This window comes from Pseudomonas sp. PAMC 26793 (assembly GCF_000313235.1).
Taxonomy (GTDB): domain Bacteria; phylum Pseudomonadota; class Gammaproteobacteria; order Pseudomonadales; family Pseudomonadaceae; genus Aquipseudomonas; species Aquipseudomonas yamanorum.
The window spans coordinates 1-18,904 of sequence record NZ_AMXG01000031.1 but is presented as its reverse complement, the minus strand read 5'-3'; the positions used below and the strand labels follow the sequence as shown (position 1 = coordinate 18,904).

General features: G+C 62.2%; 15 protein-coding genes and 1 pseudogene. 6 read left to right on the top strand and 10 right to left on the bottom strand.

Annotated features, from left to right (window positions below):
• Positions 1-177, bottom strand: a pseudogene (locus D109_RS1000000134075) (ribonucleotide-diphosphate reductase subunit beta); the annotation flags it as partial.
• Positions 178-495: 318 nt separating this feature from the next.
• On the opposite strand from D109_RS1000000134075, the gene fae reads away from it, so the two are divergent.
• The 4 genes from fae to D109_RS0113645 all read left to right on the top strand — a co-directional run bounded on the left by fae (position 496) and on the right by D109_RS0113645 (position 5,031).
• Positions 496-1,008 carry a formaldehyde-activating enzyme gene (fae, locus tag D109_RS0113660; RefSeq protein ID WP_017477398.1) on the top strand — a complete coding sequence of 171 codons (513 nt, stop codon included), beginning with the start codon at positions 496-498 and terminating at the stop codon, positions 1,006-1,008.
• Between the two features lie 10 nt (positions 1,009-1,018).
• Positions 1,019-2,053 carry an aldo/keto reductase gene (locus D109_RS0113655; RefSeq protein ID WP_017477397.1) on the top strand — a complete coding sequence of 345 codons (1,035 nt, stop codon included), beginning with the start codon at positions 1,019-1,021 and terminating at the stop codon, positions 2,051-2,053.
• The gene (locus tag D109_RS0113650; RefSeq protein WP_017477396.1) at positions 2,050-3,483 is read left to right on the top strand and encodes an NAD-dependent succinate-semialdehyde dehydrogenase; all 1,434 of its coding nucleotides are present in this window, start codon (positions 2,050-2,052) and stop codon (positions 3,481-3,483) included. Before D109_RS0113655 ends, D109_RS0113650 begins: the two co-directional genes overlap by 4 nt.
• Before the next feature lie 174 nt (positions 3,484-3,657).
• Positions 3,658-5,031 carry an MFS transporter gene (locus D109_RS0113645; RefSeq protein ID WP_032868567.1) on the top strand — a complete coding sequence of 458 codons (1,374 nt, stop codon included), beginning with the start codon at positions 3,658-3,660 and terminating at the stop codon, positions 5,029-5,031.
• On the opposite strand, the gene D109_RS0113640 is transcribed toward D109_RS0113645, so the two are convergent.
• The 8 genes from D109_RS0113640 to D109_RS0113605 all read right to left on the bottom strand — a co-directional run bounded on the left by D109_RS0113640 (position 4,978) and on the right by D109_RS0113605 (position 14,919).
• Positions 4,978-5,853: a LysR substrate-binding domain-containing protein gene (locus tag D109_RS0113640; protein WP_017477394.1), complete on the bottom strand. Its 876-nt coding sequence runs from the start codon at positions 5,851-5,853 to the stop codon at positions 4,978-4,980. The two genes, D109_RS0113645 and D109_RS0113640, sit on opposite strands and share 54 nt — an antisense overlap.
• Before the next feature lie 142 nt (positions 5,854-5,995).
• Positions 5,996-7,165 carry a hypothetical protein gene (locus D109_RS0113635; RefSeq protein ID WP_017477393.1) on the bottom strand — a complete coding sequence of 390 codons (1,170 nt, stop codon included), beginning with the start codon at positions 7,163-7,165 and terminating at the stop codon, positions 5,996-5,998.
• 84 nt (positions 7,166-7,249) lie between these two features.
• The gene (locus D109_RS0113630; protein ID WP_017477392.1) at positions 7,250-8,887 is read right to left on the bottom strand and encodes an ABC transporter ATP-binding protein; all 1,638 of its coding nucleotides are present in this window, start codon (positions 8,885-8,887) and stop codon (positions 7,250-7,252) included.
• Between the two features lie 2 nt (positions 8,888-8,889).
• On the bottom strand, positions 8,890-9,726 hold the full coding sequence (locus D109_RS0113625) for an ABC transporter permease (protein ID WP_017477391.1): 837 nt from the start codon (positions 9,724-9,726) through the stop codon (positions 8,890-8,892).
• A complete protein-coding gene (locus tag D109_RS0113620) occupies positions 9,723-10,676 on the bottom strand; it encodes an ABC transporter permease (RefSeq protein WP_017477390.1) in 954 nt (317 codons plus the stop codon). The genes D109_RS0113625 and D109_RS0113620 overlap by 4 nt, the downstream gene beginning before the upstream one ends.
• Before the next feature lie 67 nt (positions 10,677-10,743).
• Complete coding sequence (locus D109_RS0113615) at positions 10,744-12,369, bottom strand: ABC transporter substrate-binding protein (RefSeq protein WP_017477389.1); 1,626 nt, start codon at positions 12,367-12,369, stop codon at positions 10,744-10,746.
• 389 nt (positions 12,370-12,758) lie between these two features.
• Positions 12,759-13,985 (bottom strand): Xaa-Pro peptidase family protein, encoded by a 1,227-nt coding sequence (locus D109_RS0113610; RefSeq protein WP_017477388.1) that lies wholly within the window; start codon positions 13,983-13,985, stop codon positions 12,759-12,761.
• A 52-nt stretch (positions 13,986-14,037) separates the two neighbouring features.
• The gene (locus D109_RS0113605) at positions 14,038-14,919 is read right to left on the bottom strand and encodes a hypothetical protein (protein ID WP_017477387.1); all 882 of its coding nucleotides are present in this window, start codon (positions 14,917-14,919) and stop codon (positions 14,038-14,040) included.
• A 114-nt stretch (positions 14,920-15,033) separates the two neighbouring features.
• Here D109_RS0113605 and D109_RS0113600 point away from each other — a divergent pair, with 114 nt between their 5' ends.
• Positions 15,034-15,948, top strand: a complete 915-nt coding sequence (locus tag D109_RS0113600; protein ID WP_017477386.1) for a LysR family transcriptional regulator — start codon at positions 15,034-15,036, stop codon at positions 15,946-15,948.
• On the opposite strand, the gene D109_RS0113595 is transcribed toward D109_RS0113600, so the two are convergent.
• On the bottom strand, positions 15,886-17,118 hold the full coding sequence (locus tag D109_RS0113595; RefSeq protein WP_050555068.1) for an MFS transporter: 1,233 nt from the start codon (positions 17,116-17,118) through the stop codon (positions 15,886-15,888). The two genes, D109_RS0113600 and D109_RS0113595, sit on opposite strands and share 63 nt — an antisense overlap.
• 280 nt (positions 17,119-17,398) lie before the next feature.
• On the opposite strand from D109_RS0113595, the gene D109_RS0113590 reads away from it, so the two are divergent.
• Positions 17,399-18,328, top strand: a complete 930-nt coding sequence (locus D109_RS0113590; protein WP_003218560.1) for a LysR substrate-binding domain-containing protein — start codon at positions 17,399-17,401, stop codon at positions 18,326-18,328.
• Positions 18,329-18,904 lie beyond the last annotated feature (576 nt).

Sequence of the window (18,904 nt, the reverse complement as noted above, 5' to 3'; positions counted from 1 at the left end):
CTTGGCGCGGATGATCGCGGCGGAGTCGCTGGCGGTCACATTGCGGGCTTCAAGGGCGGCGGCAGCGCCGGCGCCGTCGAGGCGGTCCATGTTGGCTTCGGTGGCGTGGCCGGCGTTGGCGCCTCGGATGACTACGTCACCGGTGTCTGGTTGATCTGCTTCATCCCAACTCAGCATTGAATTGCTCCTTCCTGGTCCGTTTGACGGCGTGACCGCGTTCGAAAATGTGCGTTTTGCAGGCTTCAAGGCATTGAAATACTGCGCATAGTGTGGTCGGTATTCAGCGTTCTTGCACACTATGTAGTGGTTGTCTGTGTTTGTGGGCACACTATATGGGGTGTAACAACGATGGTCAACGCGCAAGACGGGCCCGGTGGTCGCAGGGCCATGACCAAAACTCACACCCCCATGACTTTTAATGGTTACGGCCGCCACCCGGGCCAGTGCTAAAAATTCGCCAACCAGCTCCCCATAACAAAAAAGAGCGTTTGCGAAATGAAAGCACTTGATCTGTACATCGGCGAAGGCTTCGAAGGCCCAGGCGTCAATGCTGCCCACATCAACATCCTGATCGGCCCACGCAACGGCCCGGCCGGCCAGGCGTTTGCCACCAGCCTGGCGTCGCCAAGCCAGGGCCATTGCCCGTTCATGGTGATTGCCCAGCCGAACATCCCGGTCAAACCCATGACCCTCTACGTCAACAAGGCCGCCATCGGCAGTGACTTGCACGGCAATGCCACCTGGGGCGCGTCCCAGGCCGGGATCGCCAAGGCGGTGCTTGAAGCCTTGCTCGACGGCACCCTGCCGCCGGAAGCCGAGGACGAGTGGGCCATTGTCACCGCCAACTGGGTCAACCCGGCCTGCGACGACCTGGATGCGGTCTACCTGAACAACTACAACGCCTGTCGCACCGCGATCCGCGCCGCCCTCACAGGCTTGCCCCACACCGCGCAATTGGCGGACGTGGTCAACCACATCAGCAACCCTTTCTACACGCCAAAAGCCTGAGGACATCCCCATGCAATACATTCGTTTGGGCAACTCCGGCCTGCAAGTCTCGCGCCTGTGCCTGGGCACCATGAACATGGGCACCCCGGACTGGAAACCGTGGATCTTCGATGAGAAGCAAAGCGAACCCATCGTCGCCCACGCCCTGGACAACGGCGTCAACTTCATCGACCTGGCGGACTTCTATTCCGCAGGCGTCGGCGAAGAAGTGGTAGGGCGCATCCTCAAGCGCGTTGCCCGCCGTGAAGACATCGTGGTCACCACCAAGGTCGGCTACGGCACCCGCAGCGGCATCAACGCCAGCGGCCATTCGCGCAAGCACATCATGGACAGCATCGACGCCTCCCTGAGCCGCCTCGGGATGGATTACGTCGACGTGTTCATGCTGCATTACTTCGACGTGAACACCCCGGTGGAAGAAACCATGGGCGCCCTCAACGACATCGTGCGTTCCGGCAAGGCCCGCTACATCGGCGTGTCCACCATGCTCACCGGGCAACTGGCGAAAATCCTCATGGCCTGCGAGCGCAATGGCTGGGTCAAGCCGATCAACATGCAACTGCAACTGAACTGTGCCTACCGCGAAGAAGAGCGCGAGATGATCCCGTTCTGCCGCGATCAGGGCCTGGGCGTTTCGGTGTTCAGCCCGCTGGCTCGTGGCTTGCTCACCGGCGAAGTGCAGTCGACCCGCAACCAGACCGACTTCTTTACCCAGCAGATGTACAGCGACCAGGCGTCGTTCGATATCGCCCACTCGGTGCAACGCGTGGCCCGTGCCCGTGGCGTGTCCAACGCGCAGATCGCCCAGGCGTGGGTAGCCAACCACCCGGGTGTGGACGTGATGCTGGTGGGCGCCGACACCACCGCACAATTTGATAGCGCGCTTGCAGCCCTCAACACCCCACTGGATGCCGAAGAACTGCACGAGCTGGAACGCAACTACACGCCGTGCGATGTGATCAACGACTACACCGCCGGCAAACGCATCCTGCGCAGCGCCCGTCCGGGCCTGGACCGTTTTAACCTGATAGAGGCCGTGGCATGAACCCGCTGATTCGCACAGGCAATTTCATCGATGGCCAATGGTCCAGCGGTGGGCCGGTTTACCCGGTGCTCAACCCGGCCAATGGCGCGCAGATTGCCGAGGTGCAACGCGCCGGGGCCGAGGAAACCAACCTGGCCATCGCCGCCGCCAACCGTGCGTTGCCGGCCTGGCGCAAGCTCACCGCCAAGGAACGCAGCCAGCGCCTCAAGCGCTGGAGCGACTTGATGCTGAGCAACCAGAAAGACCTGGCCCACTTGCTCAGCCTCGAACAGGGCAAGCCGCTGGCCGAAGCCATGGGCGAAGTGGTCTACGCCGCGAGCTTCCTGGAGTGGTTCGCCGAAGAAGCCAAGCGCGCCTATGGCGACGTGATCCCGAGCCACAAGGCCGATGCGCGGATCATCGTAACCAAGGAAGCGATTGGCGTGGTCGCGGCGATCACCCCGTGGAACTTCCCCCTGGCCATGGTTACCCGCAAGGTCGGCCCGGCGCTGGCGGCGGGGTGCACGATGATTCTCAAACCGTCGGAAGAAACCCCATTGTCGGCCTTTGCCCTGGCGGTGTTGGCGGAGCAGGCCGGGATTCCCGCCGGCGTGTTCAACATCGTGTCCGGCGATGCCGTGGCCATTGGTGGCGCACTGCAAGCCTCCAGCATTGTGCGCAAGCTGTCCTTCACTGGCTCCACCCGCACCGGCAAGCTGCTGATGCGCCAGGCGGCCGACACCCTGAAAAAGGTCTCCCTGGAATTGGGCGGCAACGCGCCGTTTATCGTGTTTGACGATGCCGACCTGGACGCCGCCGTCAAAGGCGCCATGGCTTCCAAATTCCGCAACACCGGCCAGACCTGCGTCTGCGTCAACCGCTTCTTCATCCAGGACGGTGTGTACGATGCGTTCACCCGCAAACTGGCCGAAGCGGTCTCTGCGATGCGTGTCGGCAGCGCTCTGGACGGCGAAACCGAACAAGGCCCGCTGATCAACGCTGCGGCCCTGGCCAAGGTCGAAGCCCACGTTGGCGATGCGCTGGAGAAAGGCGCCAAGCTGCTGTGCGGCGGTCGTCGACATGCCTTGGGTGGGACGTTCTTCGAACCGACCATCCTTACCGAAGCCCACGGCGAGATGTTGATCGCCCAGGAAGAAACCTTCGGCCCGGTGGCGGCCTGCTTCCGCTTTACAGATGAAGCCGAAGTGCTGCAACGGGCCAATGACACGCCGTTTGGCTTGTCAGCCTACTTCTACAGCCGCGACATCGGCCGCGTGTGGCGCATGGCCGAAGGCCTGGAAGCGGGCATGGTCGGGATCAACGAAGGGATCATCTCCACCGAAGTCGCGCCGTTTGGCGGGATCAAGGAATCGGGCCTGGGGCGTGAAGGTTCCAAGTACGGCCTGGAGGATTACCTGGAGATCAAATACCTGTTGATGGGCGGCCTCTAACCCCATTCATCCAAACAACACCGATCCAATGTGGGAGCGGGCTTGCTCGCGAAAGCGGTGTGCCTGCCACCACATGCATTAACTGACACACCGCCTTCGCGAGCAAGCCCGCTCCCACAGGGAAATGGGCTTGCCCGCTGTTACTCCGTCAAGAACAAAAATATGGAGAACACCATGTCCACCCCATCCATCAAGATCGACGACCTGCCCATCGGTCGCTTCCACCTTAAAATCGCCGGCCTGACCTTCGGCGCCCACTTCACCGACGGCTATATCCTCGGCCTGATCGGCATCGCCTTCACCTTGCTCAGCCCACAGATGCAACTGGACGCCTTCTGGCAAGGCCTGATCGGCGCCTCGGCCCTGATCGGGCTGTTTATGGGCAGCCTGTTCTTTGGCTGGATCTCCGACACCCTCGGCCGGCAGAAAATCTTCCTGGTCAGCTTCGTCCTGATCACCGTGGCCTCGGTGATGCAGTTCTATGCCGAAACCGCCATGGGCCTGTTCCTTTGCCGCGTGTTGATCGGCATCGGCCTGGGCGGCGATTTCAGCGTCGGTCACGCGATGCTCGCCGAGTTCTCGCCCAAGAAACACCGTGGCGTGCTGCTCGGCTCCTTCAGCGTGGTCTGGACCGTTGGCTACGTGGCCGCGACCTTTGTCGGCACCGCCATGCTCAGCCTGGGCGATGACGCCTGGCGCTGGATGCTGGCCTCGTCGGCGATTCCTGCCGGGCTGATCCTGCTTGCGCGCATCGGCACCCCCGAATCACCGCGCTGGCTGGTCAATCAAGGCCGGATTGCCGAAGCCCGGGCCATCGTCAAAAAACACCTCGGCGAACACGTGGTGCTCGATGAAGAACCGTCGACGCAAACCCGCTCCGGCTACGGCGTGCTGTTCAGCCGCGAATACCGCAAGCGCACCGCGTTCAACTGCCTGTTCTTCGTGTGCATCGTGATGCCGTACTTCGCCATCTACACCTTCCTGCCGTCGATCCTGCAGAAGATGGGCCTGTCCGAAGGCTTTGGCACCGAGTTGCTGCTTAATTTGCTGCTGATTATCGGCGCCTTGATCGGCATCTGGTGCACCGTGAAGTTCTCCCGGCGCGGATTCCTGATCAACGCGTTCATCATCCTGGCGGCAGCGCTGTTCCTGCTGGCGGTATTGCCGGGGAGCATGGCGTGGTTGATGGTGCTGACGTTCGGCGTGTTCACCCTGGTGCTGTCAGCGGTGAGCAACCTGGTGGGCGTGTTCCCGGCGGAGAGTTTCCCGACTGAAGTGCGGGCCAGCGGGATCGGCCTCGCCACGGCCGTCAGCCGCCTGGGTTCGGCGGTGAGTACCTTCCTGTTGCCGGTGAGCGTGGCCGGGATCGGCCTGAGCCCGACCATGGGCATCCTCGCCGCTATCCTGGTGCTGGGGGCGATCATCTCCTGGGCCTGGGCGCCGGAAACCAAGGCGTTGACCTTGAGCCAGGCGTGCAAGGCCGAAGCACCGGTGTCAGGGATTGCTCACCCGGTTCAACCACTGCGTAAACAAGCGCACCTTGGATAAACCCTGCTTGTCACTTGCCACATCCAGCCAATAGCCATACGGGCCGATCACCTCCACCGGGGTGATCGGCAGTAGGCTGCCATTCGCCAGTTCGCGTTCGATCATCTGTCGGTCGATCACCGCCAACCCACCGCCGGCCAGGGCGGTGTGGATCACCTGGTCCAGGGTGCTGAATTCCAGGCCCTGGTCCGCATCGATGTCCTCTCGGCCCATGGCCGCCAGCCAGTTCTCCCAAACCTTCAAGCGCTTGCCGTCGTGCAGGATGTGCAGTAGGGGAAAGCGTCTCAGGTCAGGTGGCTGACCGTCGCTGAACAGTTCCGGGCTGGCGACGGCGATGTGGCGTTCCATGACCAACAGTTCACTGCTGCAATGCGTGGCCGGTTCCAGGCCGAAGCGGATCTGGCAGTCGATTTCCGCCAGGCTTGCGTGGCTGTTCTGGTGGGTGACGCTGAGGTTGATGTCCGGGTAACGCTCGCAAAACCTGCGCAGGTGGGCGGACAGCCAGCGGGTGGCCCAGGTGGGCGGGGCGACGATGCGCAGGCGCTGGCGCAGGTTGGGCACGCGCACGGCGTGCAGGGCGCGTTCGATATGGTCGAAGGCGTCGCTCAGGTGCGGCGAGAGGGCGAAGCCGGCTTCGGTCAGGGACAGGCCCTGGGGCGTGCGGATGAAGAGGGCGACGCCGAGGTAGTCTTCCAGTTGTTTGATCTGGCGGCTGACGGCGCCCTGGGTGACGTTGAGGCCCACGGCGGCCTGGCTGAAGCTGCGGTGGCGGGCGACTTCTTCGAAGACGCGGAGCATGTTGAGGGCGGGCAGTTGGCGCATGAAATGGATTCCACACCTGTTGTTTTTATGGTGTTTTTGGCGGCCTCTTCACGAGCAAGCCCGCTCCCACATTTGATAGGCGCCGCGGTCAAAATGTGGGAGCGGGCTTGCTCGCGAAGGCGTCAGTGATGACGCCGCCTGTTTAGAAGTAATACCCAATGTTCATATACAACTGATTCTCCCACTGGTTACTCCCCCCAGCCCCCAGGCTCTCGGTATAGCTGCTCCCGCCAATATACGGATCGTTCTTGCCGATCAACCACTCCGTGGCCACCCACAATTTGCTGACCGAAAACGACGTCCCCACAATCACCCGCTGCGACGTCTTGAACTGATCCTCGGATTTATCAAACGCACTGTAGTTGGCATACAGCTTCACGCCGCTGATCTGGTCAAACAGGTATTTGCCCCCCACGTCGTAGCTCAAGTCCGCCACATACAGATTACCCCGGCTGGCCACGTTGAAGGTGCCGTCGTACCCGCCCAACGTCACCACACTGTCGGTGCCGGGGTTGCGTGGCGACATCTGCTGCCGTGCCGCCTGCAATTGCACGCCCCATGGCCCGTTCTTGCCCAGGTAGTGGATCGCTACCGCGTTGCGCCGGCCATCGTCGTTGGTGTCTTTGTTCTCCAGGGTGGAGGTCAGGCCGGACAGCCCGACTTCCGATTTCCAGCCCCCCAGGTCCATGGCCTTGGCCACCCGCACCACCACGGTATTGCGTTCCTGGTTGTTGCTGCCGTCGCCCACGTAGCTGTCGGCTTCGGAGATCACGCTGGAATAGGTCACGCCCTTGCTCGTGCCTTTGCCTTGCCACGCGGGGCGCAGGTAGTAACCGGCCTGGATGTTCCAGTCGCCGCTTTGCTGGATGTACTTGGCGCCCACCTGCTGCACATCTTCCAGGCCGATGACGTTACCCAGGGTCTCGTAGAAAGTGCTGCCGAAGTACGGCTGCAAACCAAACGGCACGGTGTTAAGGCCCACTTGCACCTGCTGGTCGGGGTTGAATTTGTAGCCCACCCAGGCGAACTTGGCGAACTGGATATCGCCGTAGTTCTTGGTGTACTGGTACGGGTAGGAGCGCCCGTAGAACCGGTACTGCGCCTCGCCGATCCAGGTGTCGGAGTTGTACTTGGCGCTGAGGAACGCGGTATCCAGGCCGAACTTCTGGATGCCGCGATCCGGGTCGTAGTCCCAACGGGCGCGTATGGCGCCGCCGAGGTCCAGGTTGTCGGTGACTTGCACGGCCATGGCCGGTGCCGCAAGGGCGCCGAGCACAGGGACCAGGGCGATGTAACGAAGGGTTGGTCGCATGGTTTTGCTCTCGTTATTGGTTATTTTTTGGCAACAGCAGCCCCTTGCCGCAGCGAACGCTGCGACGCGGGGTAAAGGGTTGGCTCAGTGCGCTTGCGGGCGAATCAGCCGCAGCGGCGGGCCGGCGGCGGGCAGCTCCGAGGCGCCGGGGGCGGCCGCCAGCAAGGTCTGGGTGTAAGTATTCCGGGGGCGCAGCAGCACTTGCTCGGCAGTGCCGTATTCCACGACTTCACCCTGGCGCATCACCGCGATGTAGTCGCTGATCTGCGCCGCCACCCGCAGGTCGTGGGTGATGAACAGGATGCTCAGGTTCAGGCGCTGTTGCAGTTCCGCCAACAGCTCCAGCACCTGTTTCTGCACCGAGACATCCAGGGCCGACACGCTCTCGTCGGCGATCAACACTTCCGGGCGCATCGCCAGGGCGCGGGCGATGCCGATGCGCTGGCGCTGGCCGCCGGAGAACTGCCGGGGCTTGCGCTTGAGGGCGTCGCGCTTGAGTCCCACTTGTTCCAGCAAATCACCGGCTTCAGCCCACGCATCCTTGGCTGACAACCCGCGCAGCTGCGCCGCGCGGGCGATGATGTCACCCACCCGATGCCGAGGATTGAGGGAGCCGTACGGGTCCTGGAAAATCATCTGGATGCGCCGCCGATTGGCCGCCAGCGCAGAGCCGCGCAGGGCCAGGAAGTCGGTGTCGCCGACCCAAACATGGCCACTGTCGCTGTCCACCAGGCGGATCGCCGCTTTCACCAATGTACTTTTCCCCGAACCCGACTCGCCGACAATCGCCAGCGTCTTGCCCCGGGGCAGTTGCAGCGAGACATTGCGCAAGGCCGCCACCGAGCTGCCGCCGACGGTGTAGGTCTTGGTCAGGTTCTCGATGCGCAACGCCAGGTCGCCGTCGGCACTCGGTTTGTGCAGCTCTGGATGCAGCGCCGGCACCGCCGCAATCAGCTTGCGGGTGTAGGCGTGGGCCGGAGCGTTCAGCACCTGGTCGCGCTCGCCGATTTCCACCAGCCGGCCGCCTTCCATCACCGCGATACGGTCGGCAATCTGCGCCACCACGCCGAAGTCATGGGTGATAAACAGAATGCCGTGTTGCCCGCGACCGCGCAGCTCGCGCACCAGCTTCAGCACTTGCGCCTGGGTGGTCACATCCAGCGCCGTGGTGGGTTCGTCGGCGATCAGCAAATCCGGATTCATCGCCAGGGCCATGGCAATCACCACCCGCTGGCATTGGCCACCGGATAACTGGTGGGGAAAGCTGTTGGCGATGCGTGGTGGGTCTGGCAGTTGGGTGGATTCCAGCAACGCGAGCATGCGCTCGCAGCGCTCAGCGGCAGGCATCTGCGGCGGATGGATATCGAAGATCTCTTCCACTTGCTTGCCGATGCGAATCGCCGGGTTCAGCGCCGCCATGGGCTCCTGGAAAATCATCGCAATGCGGTTTCCCCGCAGCTGGCGCAAACGCTCCTCATCGAGGGTACAAATGTCATCGCCGAGAAAGTCGATCACGCCTTCGGTATGCCGCAAACCCTTGGCGTAGTCGCCCATGATCGCTGCCGACAGCACGGACTTGCCCGAGCCGGACTCGCCGATCACGCAAAGGATTTCACCCTTGCGCACCTCCAGGCTGATGCCCTGCACCGCGTGGCTACGGTCGGCGCCGATGGGCAGTTCGATGGACAGGTTCTGCACCCGCAGCACTTGTGTGGGGTTCATGCTCAACTCCTTGCGCCTTTCTGGGCGTATTCATCCAGGCCGTCCGCCAGCAGGCTCAGGCCCAGCATCAGGGTGGAGATGGCGATGCACGGGAAGATCACCAGGTGCGGGAAGGCGATGGCCATGGCGCGGCCGTCGTTGATCATGCCGCCCCAGTCCGGTGTCGGTGGTGGCAGGCCGAGGCCGAGGAAGCCCAGGGCGCCGATCATGATCGCGGTGTAGCCGATGCGCAGGCAGAAATCGACAATCAACGGGCCGCCGCAGTTGGGCAGGATTTCCACCAGCATGATCCGCAGCGACCCTTCGCCCTGGGTGATGGCGCTGAGCACGTAGTCGCGGGAGCGGATGTCGATGGTCAGGGCGCGCATGATCCGGAAGATCGCCGGCGCGCTGGTGAAGGTCACCGCAATCAGGATATTCAGCGCCGAAGCGCCGAGGGCGATGATGATCACGATGTACAACACCAGCACCGGGAACGACAGCACCGTGTCCGCCACATACGACAGCACGCTGTCGACCCAGCCGTTGAAGTAACCGGCGCACAGGCCCATGGCGATGCCGACGGCAAACGCGGTGAGGGTGGCGAGGATCGACCAGAACAACACGGTGCGGGTGCCCCAGATCAGCCGCGAAAGAATGTCGCGGCCGATCATGTCGGTGCCCAGCAAGAAGCTCTGGCCGTTGTCGCCTGCGGTCATTGGGGTGAGTAAGGGCGTGAAGCTTTCCAGCGGGTCATGGGGCGCGATCCACGGCGCAAACAGCGCGATCAGCACCCAGCCGCCCACCAGCAGCAGGCCGAGCAGCGCCAAGGGATGTTTGAAGGATTGCAGGACATTCATTGGGCACCTCCGCCGAGGCTGCGCAGGGTGATGCGCGGGTTGAGCCAGGTGTAGGCCAGGTCCGAGAAGATCTTGGTGATGCCCACCACCACGGCACTGACCATCGCGCAGGCTTCGATCAGGTACACGTCGTGGTTCAGCGAGGCGGTGTACAGCAGCGAGCCGAAGCCCTTGTAGGCGAAGAACACCTCCACCACGATCACGTTGGACAGCAGCCACGGGATGTACAGCATGATCACCGTGACCGGCGCGATCAGCACATTGCGCAGGGCATGACGCAGCACGATGCGTGAGGTCGACGCACCCTTGAGCCGTGCAGTGCGGATGTACGGCGCCTGCATCACTTCCACCATCGAGGCGCGGGTGATGCGTGCCAGGTAGCCGATGCCGAACAGGCACAGCACCATCAACGGCAGCACCAGTTCCACCGCGCTGAAACCCTCGCTCATGCTGCTGACGCCGGGCAGCCAGTTGAGCCAGAACACAAAGATCGCCGAGACGAACACCGCGCTGGCAAAGTCGGGAATCGAGGTGGTGACAATCGACAGGAATGACACCAGGCGGTCCAGTACCGAGCCCTGGCGAATCCCGGCGAGCACGCCCAGGGTCAGCGCCACCGGCACCATCACCAACAAGGCCAGGCCGGCCAGGGTCAGGGTTTGCGCGAGGTTCGGCAGCAGCAGCTTGATCACCGATTCGCGAAAGTACACCGAGGTGCCCCAGTCGCCGCTGACAAAGTCCTTGAGCCACACCAGGTAGCGCCACACAAAGGGTTGGTTGTAGCCATGTTCCACCAGCCACGCCGCGCGCTGGTCGGCGGCGGAATAGGGGCCGAGGACGTTGATCGCCACGTCTTCGATGTTCAGTTCCAGGGCCAGGAACACGATCAATGACACCGACAGCAGGGTCGCCACCAGCGCCAATAACTTGCGCATCAGAAAATGAGCCATGGGTGCATGCTCCGACTGTTCAAGGGATGCCTGCCCGAGTGCGGGCAGGAAGCAGGAAGCGCCTGAATCAAGCGCTCATCCACACACTGTCCATCGGGTAGAAGTCGGAAGGGTGCACCTGGAAGCCCTGGACCTTTTTGCTCACGGCGGTGAACTTGTCGCCCCAGAACGGCTGCACGATCACGCAGGCGTCCTGCAGGATGCGTTCGACATCTTCCATCGCCACGGCGCGCTGTTTCGGGTCGATGATGCCCATGGCCTTGTCCAGCGCGGCATCGAACGCCGGGTCGCTGTAATGGCTTTCGTTCCAGGCGCCACCGCCACGGTAGGCCAGCTCCAGGGACATTACACCCAGCGGACGATGGGCCCAGTAGGTCAGGCTGAAAGCGGCCTTGTCCCAGATCGGCCAGTACTGCGCAGCGGGGATCACTTTGAGGTTGATGCGGATCCCGGCTTCCAGGCAGTTCTGTTGCAGGATCTGCGCACAGTCCTGCTCATAACGGCCCTGGGTGTTGCCGACGATCAGGTCGATGTCGATGCCGTTCGGGAAGCCGGCCTCGGCCAGCAGCTTCTTCGCCGCCGCCACGTCGCGGTTACGCTTGGGCAACGGGAAATATTCGGGGTGGGAGGGCGCCACATGATGGTCTTCGCCAAGGGTGCCCATGCCGCGATAAGCGATCTTCAGCATCTGCGCGTTGTCGGCGCACAGCACCACGGCCTTGCGGATGCGCAGATCGGTGAAGGGCTTCTGGTCGCAGGCCATGCGCATCACCACGGTTTGCGCGGATTTGCAGGTGAGCAACTGGGCCCCGGGCAACCGCTTGGCCAGGTCCAGCTCGGCCACGGTCACGCGGTACAGCACGTCCACTTGCCCGGCTTGCAGGGCGGCGAGGTGAGTGGACACGTCGGTGCCCATGTCGACGTAGCGCAGTTCGTCGAGGTTGGCCGGTTTGCCCCAGTAATCGGCGCGCTTGGCGAAGGTCGCCTGCTTGTTCACCGCGAACGACACCAGCTTGAACGGCCCGGTGCCCAACGGGTTTTTCGCCCAGTCATCACCGGCCTTGAAGCTGCGGTGCACGATGGCGCAGGTGAAAGCGTTGAGCATCTCCGGGATCGCCAGGATCGGCCGCTTGAGCACCAGGCGGAACTGGAAGTCGCTGACTTTCTCGAAGGCCTTGATGTCCTGGAATGCGGTGCGGTTCACCGACTTGGAGTCGGCGGCAATCCAGCGTTCGATATTGTGCTGCACGTCGTCGACGTTGAAGGTGTCGCCGTTGCTCCACTTCACGTTCTGGCGCAGGTTGAAGGTCCAGGTGGAAAGGTCTTCCGACGGGCTCCAGCTCTCGGCGAGATACGGGTGGGTGATGTTGTCAGCATCGACCCAGGTCAGGTATTCCACCGAGTTGCGCAACAGGTTCGAGGCTTCGATCCAGGTGATCAGCATCGGGTCCTGGATTTCCTGGATAGCGCAGGCAAACCGCAGGCTGCCGCCCTGGCGCGGCTCGGCGGCCTGGGCGTCATTGCCCAGCAGTGCGGAGCCGAGAAAGGTGCTGGCGCTGGCGACGGTGATGCCCAGCAGCGCGGCCGTGCGCAGGAATTGGCGGCGGTTGATTTCGCCGCTTTGCACGTGGGCACACAGATCATTTACGGCTGGATGCGGCGCGGCGCCGTCCAGGGTAGTCAACTCTTTCATAAGCCTCTCCGGTACTTGCGAATGTGCGTTTTTTTGTTGAACCGCAAGGGTCAGTGGCGAGCGCCGGGCAGGCGCGACCGTGACCGCTGTGAAGCCGGCAGAAGAACAAGGCGCAACGAAGTCGGGAGGGTGGCAATGGGACGGGACATAGGGCAGCTCTCATGTTGTTTTTATTAGAGATGCCCGCAGTTTTGTCATTTGCGCAAAGATCGACAAACGACAAATTCTGCATTGGAACGTTCTATAAACGCATGTTACATGTCGCTCCCCGCCGACCGATCGTTCCCGCGCTCTGCGTGGGAATGCTGCCCCGGACGTTCCGCGTCCCCTCTGCGAAACGGTGACGCAGAGCGTCACGGGATGCATGCCCACGCAGAGCGTGGGAACGATCAGTACCTCAACAAGCGCGGGTCGAACGGGTAGTCGGAGAGCAACTCGATGCCGTGTTCGTGGATGTAGATCTGCTCTTCCAGCTTGACCCCTTCGCCGCCGTCGTCGTGGCCGATGTAGCTTTCCACGCAGATGGTCATCCCGGCTTCGAACACGCCGTCGTAGCCGAGGGCATCAATGTCTTCGCGGTGCACCACGTAGGGGTATTCACCGGTCATGCCCACCCCGTGCACCAGGGCGAAGTAACGGTTGTTTTTGTAATGCTCGGGAATCTTCCAGGCCAGTTCCGCGTACTCCTTGAAACTGCGCCCGGCCTTGAGCATTTCCATGTTGGTCTGCACTTGCTCGTAGGCCAGCTTGTACAACTCCTGCTGCTTGGCGGTGGCGGCCTGTTCACCGCAGAGAAAGGTCCGTGAGAAGTCGGCGTAATAACCGAAACGCCCGACCACGTCAGTGTCCAGCGCCACTAGGTCGCCGGCTTCGATGGGCCGGGTGCTGCATTCCTGGAACCATGGGTTGGTGCGCGGGCCGGAGGACAGCAGGCGGGTCTCGACGTAATCGCCGTCGGTGGCGATCACGTGCTGGTGCAGGTGCGACCACAGTTCGTTCTCGCTGATGCCGGGGGTGAGCTTGCTTTCCATCAGCCGCACCCCGGCTTCGGTGGCGCGCAGGCTGGCGCGGATCATCTTGAGTTCGTTCGGCACCTTGATGCAGCGCGCACGTTCCAGCGGTTCCTGGGCATCGAATATCTGATAGCCGAGCTTTTGCAGTTCGAAGGCCGCGGCCGAAGTGGCGCTCTCAATGGCGATGCGTTTGCCGCCGCCGCATTGACGCACCAGTTCGTCGATTTCGGCGGCCCAGTCGGCGGTGACATTGCCCAGGAAACTTTCGCAGAAGTAATAGGAGATGGCCTTGGCCGGGCGCACTTCATCGACGGTGTTGAGGGTTTCGGCCAGGTGCAGGCAACCGCCGAACTCGAACACCACCACCGGACCTTCGGCCGGGATAAACGCATAGCGGGCCGGGTTGCGGGCCGAGTACACCTGCATGTTGCGCGAGCCGGTGGCGTAGCGCATGTGGGTGGGGTCGAACAGCACGCAGGCGGCGTAGTCGCGCTTTTTCAGTTCGTTGCGTACCCGTTGCAGGCGGTCCAGTTGGATCTGCTGGATTTCGTCATAGGTAGGTTCGCAATCGGCGGGGTTGCGGTTGGGGCCGGACAGACTCATGGGGTGTTCCTCGCAGGGCAAAGACGGTTTTTTAGTTTTTTGAGAGGTCGAATCAGTCGAGCAACTGGTCGCTGCGGACCAGGTTGCGTTCGGCTTGCAGATGTGCTTCGGACAGGCGTCCGTAAAGCTGCTTGGTGCGCTGGGCGCGGCCGATGATTCCGGGCTTTTCGGAGTAGGCGAAGATCGCCGTATTGCGCTCTGTGGCGCCTTCGACACGGGTGACGCGGTGCACCGAAAAACGCCCCTTGAAAATCTGCAAGTCACCGGGGTTGAGCTCCAGTTCCTTTACCCGCGAACGGTCTTCGCCGCGTACCACCTTGCCCACTGCGCCGAGGTTCTCCTGGGTGCGGGAACGAATCATCGGCGCGTATTCGAACAGCCCACCGGCCTCGGGCTTCTGGGTCATCATGCTGACGATGAATTCGTTGGTGTCGAAGTGCCAGGGCTGCTCGGTACCGTCGGGCATCACGTTGATCACCAGCCCGGCGAACGGGTCGGCGTATTCGTAGATTTCCGGCTCATCGAGGCAGGCGCCGATAAAGCGTTTCATCATCGGCGACACGTACAGCCGGTGGATGATGGCGTCCGGGGCAATCATGTCGCGGGTCACAAAACCGCTGGTGCGCTCCATGAACGTGCGGCGCGGATCATCCTGGGGCAGGGAAGCGTCATCTTCGGTGAAGTAGGCATTGACCTTGCGCACCGAGTAGAACGTCTTGCCCGACAGCGCCAGGCCTTCCAGGCGTGCCTGTTCCAGCGCGGCGGGGCGCAGGAAGTTCTTCAGCAGGCAGCAACCGTCTTCCGCCAGTTCGGCCCGGGCGTGTTCGATCAGGGCCTGTAATTGAACATGGCCCGAATCATGTATGGGATACAGTTCGGTATTAATAATGTCGCTGATATCGCCCACTTCAGCGTCAGCAAGTTGAAGGCTCATGCAAGACTCCCGGAACTATCAGTTGGTGTTTTTTGGCTGACCCGATAGTTGCTGAACGAGGTGCAAAGTGGAAATTACAAGTTGTGATCGAATCCATCGGGGAGGGCGATAGTTATGTCGGGCGAACTGGATGGCACCCTGCTTAAAGTGTTTGTGGCAATTATCGAGTGCCAGGGTTTCTCGGCCGCCGCCGAGCGCCTGCACAAGACTCAATCCACCGTCAGCCAGAGCCTGCAGCGCCTGGAAGACATCGTCGGCACGCCGCTGATCCGCCGTACCAGCCGCTCGGTGGGCCTGACCCCCAGTGGCGAAACCTTTCTGATCTACGCCCGGCAGATCCTCAAGCTGCACAGCGAGGCCGTCAGCGCCGCGCAATTGCCCAATGAACAGGTGTGCATCCACCTCGGCATGCCCGAGGACTACGCCGAGTATTGCCTGGGCGGGATGCTCAAGGACTTCCAGACGCAGTTCGCCCAGGTGCGGCCCGACGTGTGCTGCGAGATGTCCACGGCCCTGGTGGGGCGCCTGCAACGGGGCGAGCTGGACCTGGTGCTGGGGGTGGAGCACGCCGGTTTGCAGGCCGGCGAATACCTGTGCGACGAGCCGCTGGTGTGGGTGGCGGCGCCCAGCTGGAGCTGCGTGGGGCGTCAGTCGGTGCCGCTGGCGGTGTATGCCGAGGGCTGTGCGTTTCGTGCGAATGCGGTGCAGGCGCTGGCCCAGTCCGGACGCTCGTGGCAGGTGGTCTACACCAGCCAGAGTCCGCGGGGCATTGCGATTGCGATCGAGCAAGGGCTGTCGGTCGGCGTGATGGCGCGTCGCCTGGTGCCGCCTGACTGGCAGATCCTGGACGAGCGCCAGGGCTTCCCGCCGATTGCGCCGGCACGCCTGATGTTCTGGCGCTCAGCCGGTTGCCAGGTGCCGGAAGTGGATGCACTGGTGGAGATTCTGCGCCGGCAATTGGGCCACTCAGGGCATCTGGGCGGCCAGCGCCTCGGCAGTTTGTCGATGGGCCATGCGCTTCAGCAATAACAGGCTGGCCAGCACCCAGGCCACGATCCAGCCGTGCACCACCGCAAACTCGCCGGTGACTTGCAGCAACCAGCCGCACAGCGCATTGCCGGTAGCGCTCGCCAGGCCGTAGCTGACCATGCTCAGGCTCACCACCTGCAGACTCTGCACCGGGCCGAGCCGGGCGCCGACGTAGGCGGCCATCAGGCCCCAGCACGGGAAATAAAACAGCGCGAACAGCCCGGCGGCCAGCCAGCTCAGCAACAGGCTGGGATGCCCGAGCAAGCCAAGCATGCCGAGGCCAAACGCGCCGATACTCAGGGCCATCACCCGCAACGCGCCCCAACGGTCTGCCAGCGTACCCAGCAGCAAGCCACCGATGACACCGCCGATGCCGATCAACGTCCACATCGACCCGGTGACCGAGGCGCTGGCCTGCAACTGCTCGCTGACAAACGCCGAAAGGAAGTTCAGGAACGGCCCGCTGATGGCGCCGATAAACGCGCTGAGCACCACGATCTGCATCGCCACCGGTTGCGCCACACACAGCTTCAGCCACTGGCGCAGCACCTGACTCAGCGCAGGCGCCTTGACTTCCCGTGGCGCCGGTTCCTTGAGCGGGGCCAATGTCCATAAGGTCAGCAGCGTGACAACCAGCGTCAACCCGGCGCAGATCAGCCAGAACTGCCGCAGGGACAACCCTTGCAACAACGCGATCAATAGGCCGTTCAAACACAGCGCAAACGCCGACCCCGACGACGCCAGCCCCAATATCCGGCTGCGATGAGTGGCCGGGATCACCTCCTGGGCCAGAGCCGAAATCGCGTTCCAGTTCGATACGGCGCAGGCCGACACCAGCGCCAGGCACAGCGCAAACGGCAACACCCACGGCGTGGCCACGGCCAAGGCCAGCAGGGCGGGGCTGAGGACGATGGTCAGGCGCACCATATTGCGCGGGCTGATCCACGCCGCCGCCAGGCCGCTGGCAATCGAGGCACCCATATAGAACAGCTGCAACAGCGCGGCGATCAACGCGGCCTGGCTATAGCTGAGTTCAAACCCCAGGCGAATCTGCGGCAACAGCGCCGAATACAGAAACACACTGAAACCGTGGGTGGTGGCGTTGCAGGCGGTAAACACAAGGGCCAGTAAACCCATACTTCGCCGGGATGAAACGGATGCGCTGGACATGGCCACAACTCGACAAGTTAATCGCGAAAGAGAGAGGCGAAGTTATAAGAAGTACATCGGCAGACTAGCGTTTATGGTTGGGCGGCGACCAATGCTTAATTGTCTTAGTGTGCATGCGTTATTCGCATGCTATTTATGCGTGAGCGACGGGATACATCGATAAACGACACATTCGGTGCCTGGGGCGATTAATGCGCCGTCCACCCAGGGCGCTACCGCTGACCCGATACAAAAAGGTATGTTGTGCGGGTTATTTCCCCTGTGCTCCCGAGTGTCATCCATGAAACGCAAAATGCCCGGTCTCAACGCCCTTAAAGCTTTCGAAGTCGCCGGCAGCACCGGCAGTTTTACCCGGGCTGCCGAGCTGTTGAACGTGACGCAGAGTGCGGTCAGTCGCCAGGTGCGCCAGCTTGAAGAACAGTTGGGCGAGGCCCTGCTGGAGCGTCGCCACCACCACCTGGAATTGACCAGTGCCGGGCGCGTGTTGCTACGGGCATTGCACCAATCGTTCGACAAGATCGAGCTGACGGTGCGCAGTATCCAGCAGAAGTCCCATGCCAATCGCTTGCACATCAACGCGCCGCCGACGTTTACCAATCGTTGGTTGATGCCGCGGTTGGGGCGCCTTCGCGAGCAGCATCCGGAGTTGGAGCTGAGCATTACCACGCGGTTGCAGGACAGCCTGGCGGAGACCAGCACCCTTGATTGTGCGATCCGGTTTGGCGATGGGGAGTGGGATGGGTTGGACAGCTCGTTGTTGATTCAGGAGCGGCACATTGCAGTGTGCGCGCCGTCGTTGTATGCCCGGGAGTGGAGTGACGGGATAGACCTGAATCGCATGACGTTGCTGCATGTGCTGGCGCGGGAGGATCAGCGGTATTTGACCTGGAAGCATTGGCTGGATGCGGCGCGGATCAGTGGGGTTGATATTGAGGGTGGGTATGAGTTTGACCTGCTGGATTTGGCGATTCGGGCGGCGATCGATGGGTTGGGGATTACCATTGCGGATTGGCATATGGTGGCTTCGGAGTTGGCCAGCGGGCAGTTGACGCAGGTGTTGAATGTGCATGTGGAGGGGCATCAGTCGTATTGGTTGGTGACCCGGCCGGAGCAGACGGATACGCCGCAGTTGCAGGTGTTTGCGCAGTGGTTGCAGGAGGAGATTTGGTTGGCTCAGCGGCAGTTGGAGCCTTCTTTGGCGGCTGGGTGAGGAGTGGGGTTTGTGTACATATCCATTGCTGCGGTAACGGCCGCCTATGGTTCCGCTCTTACAGCGGGTCACTTTTGGCAAACGCCCCAAAAGTAACCAAAAGGTCTTTGCCCCACCACTCGGTGCCTCGCCTAGGCTCGGCATGCCCGCCCTCCGGCCCGGTTCTGCGGGCCGCCGCGACGGGCCATCCATGGCCCGGCGCGGCTAAATCGGCATCCCTGCCGATTTACCCGCTCCACCGTGCCTACTTGCGGCCATCGTGGTTGACGGGGCCCGAGATCAAAATCAAAAGCAGATCAAAAGCAGAGCACAGCGGCCTACCGGCCGGCTTGAGTGTTAAAAGCCAGATCAAAAGCCAGAGCGAAAACAGAGCTGCTTTTCTGTGGGAGCTGGCTTGCCTGCGATGCAGACACCTCGGTGCATCAGGTGTACCCAGTTGATGCTATCGCAGGCAAGCCAGCTCCCACATTTGACCGTGCCCGCTTTAGATTTTGATTTTGCTCTTCAGCACTCAAGTCGGCCGGTAGGCCGCTGTGCTCTTGCTTTTGATCTTGATCTTGATCTTAGGCGCCCCGT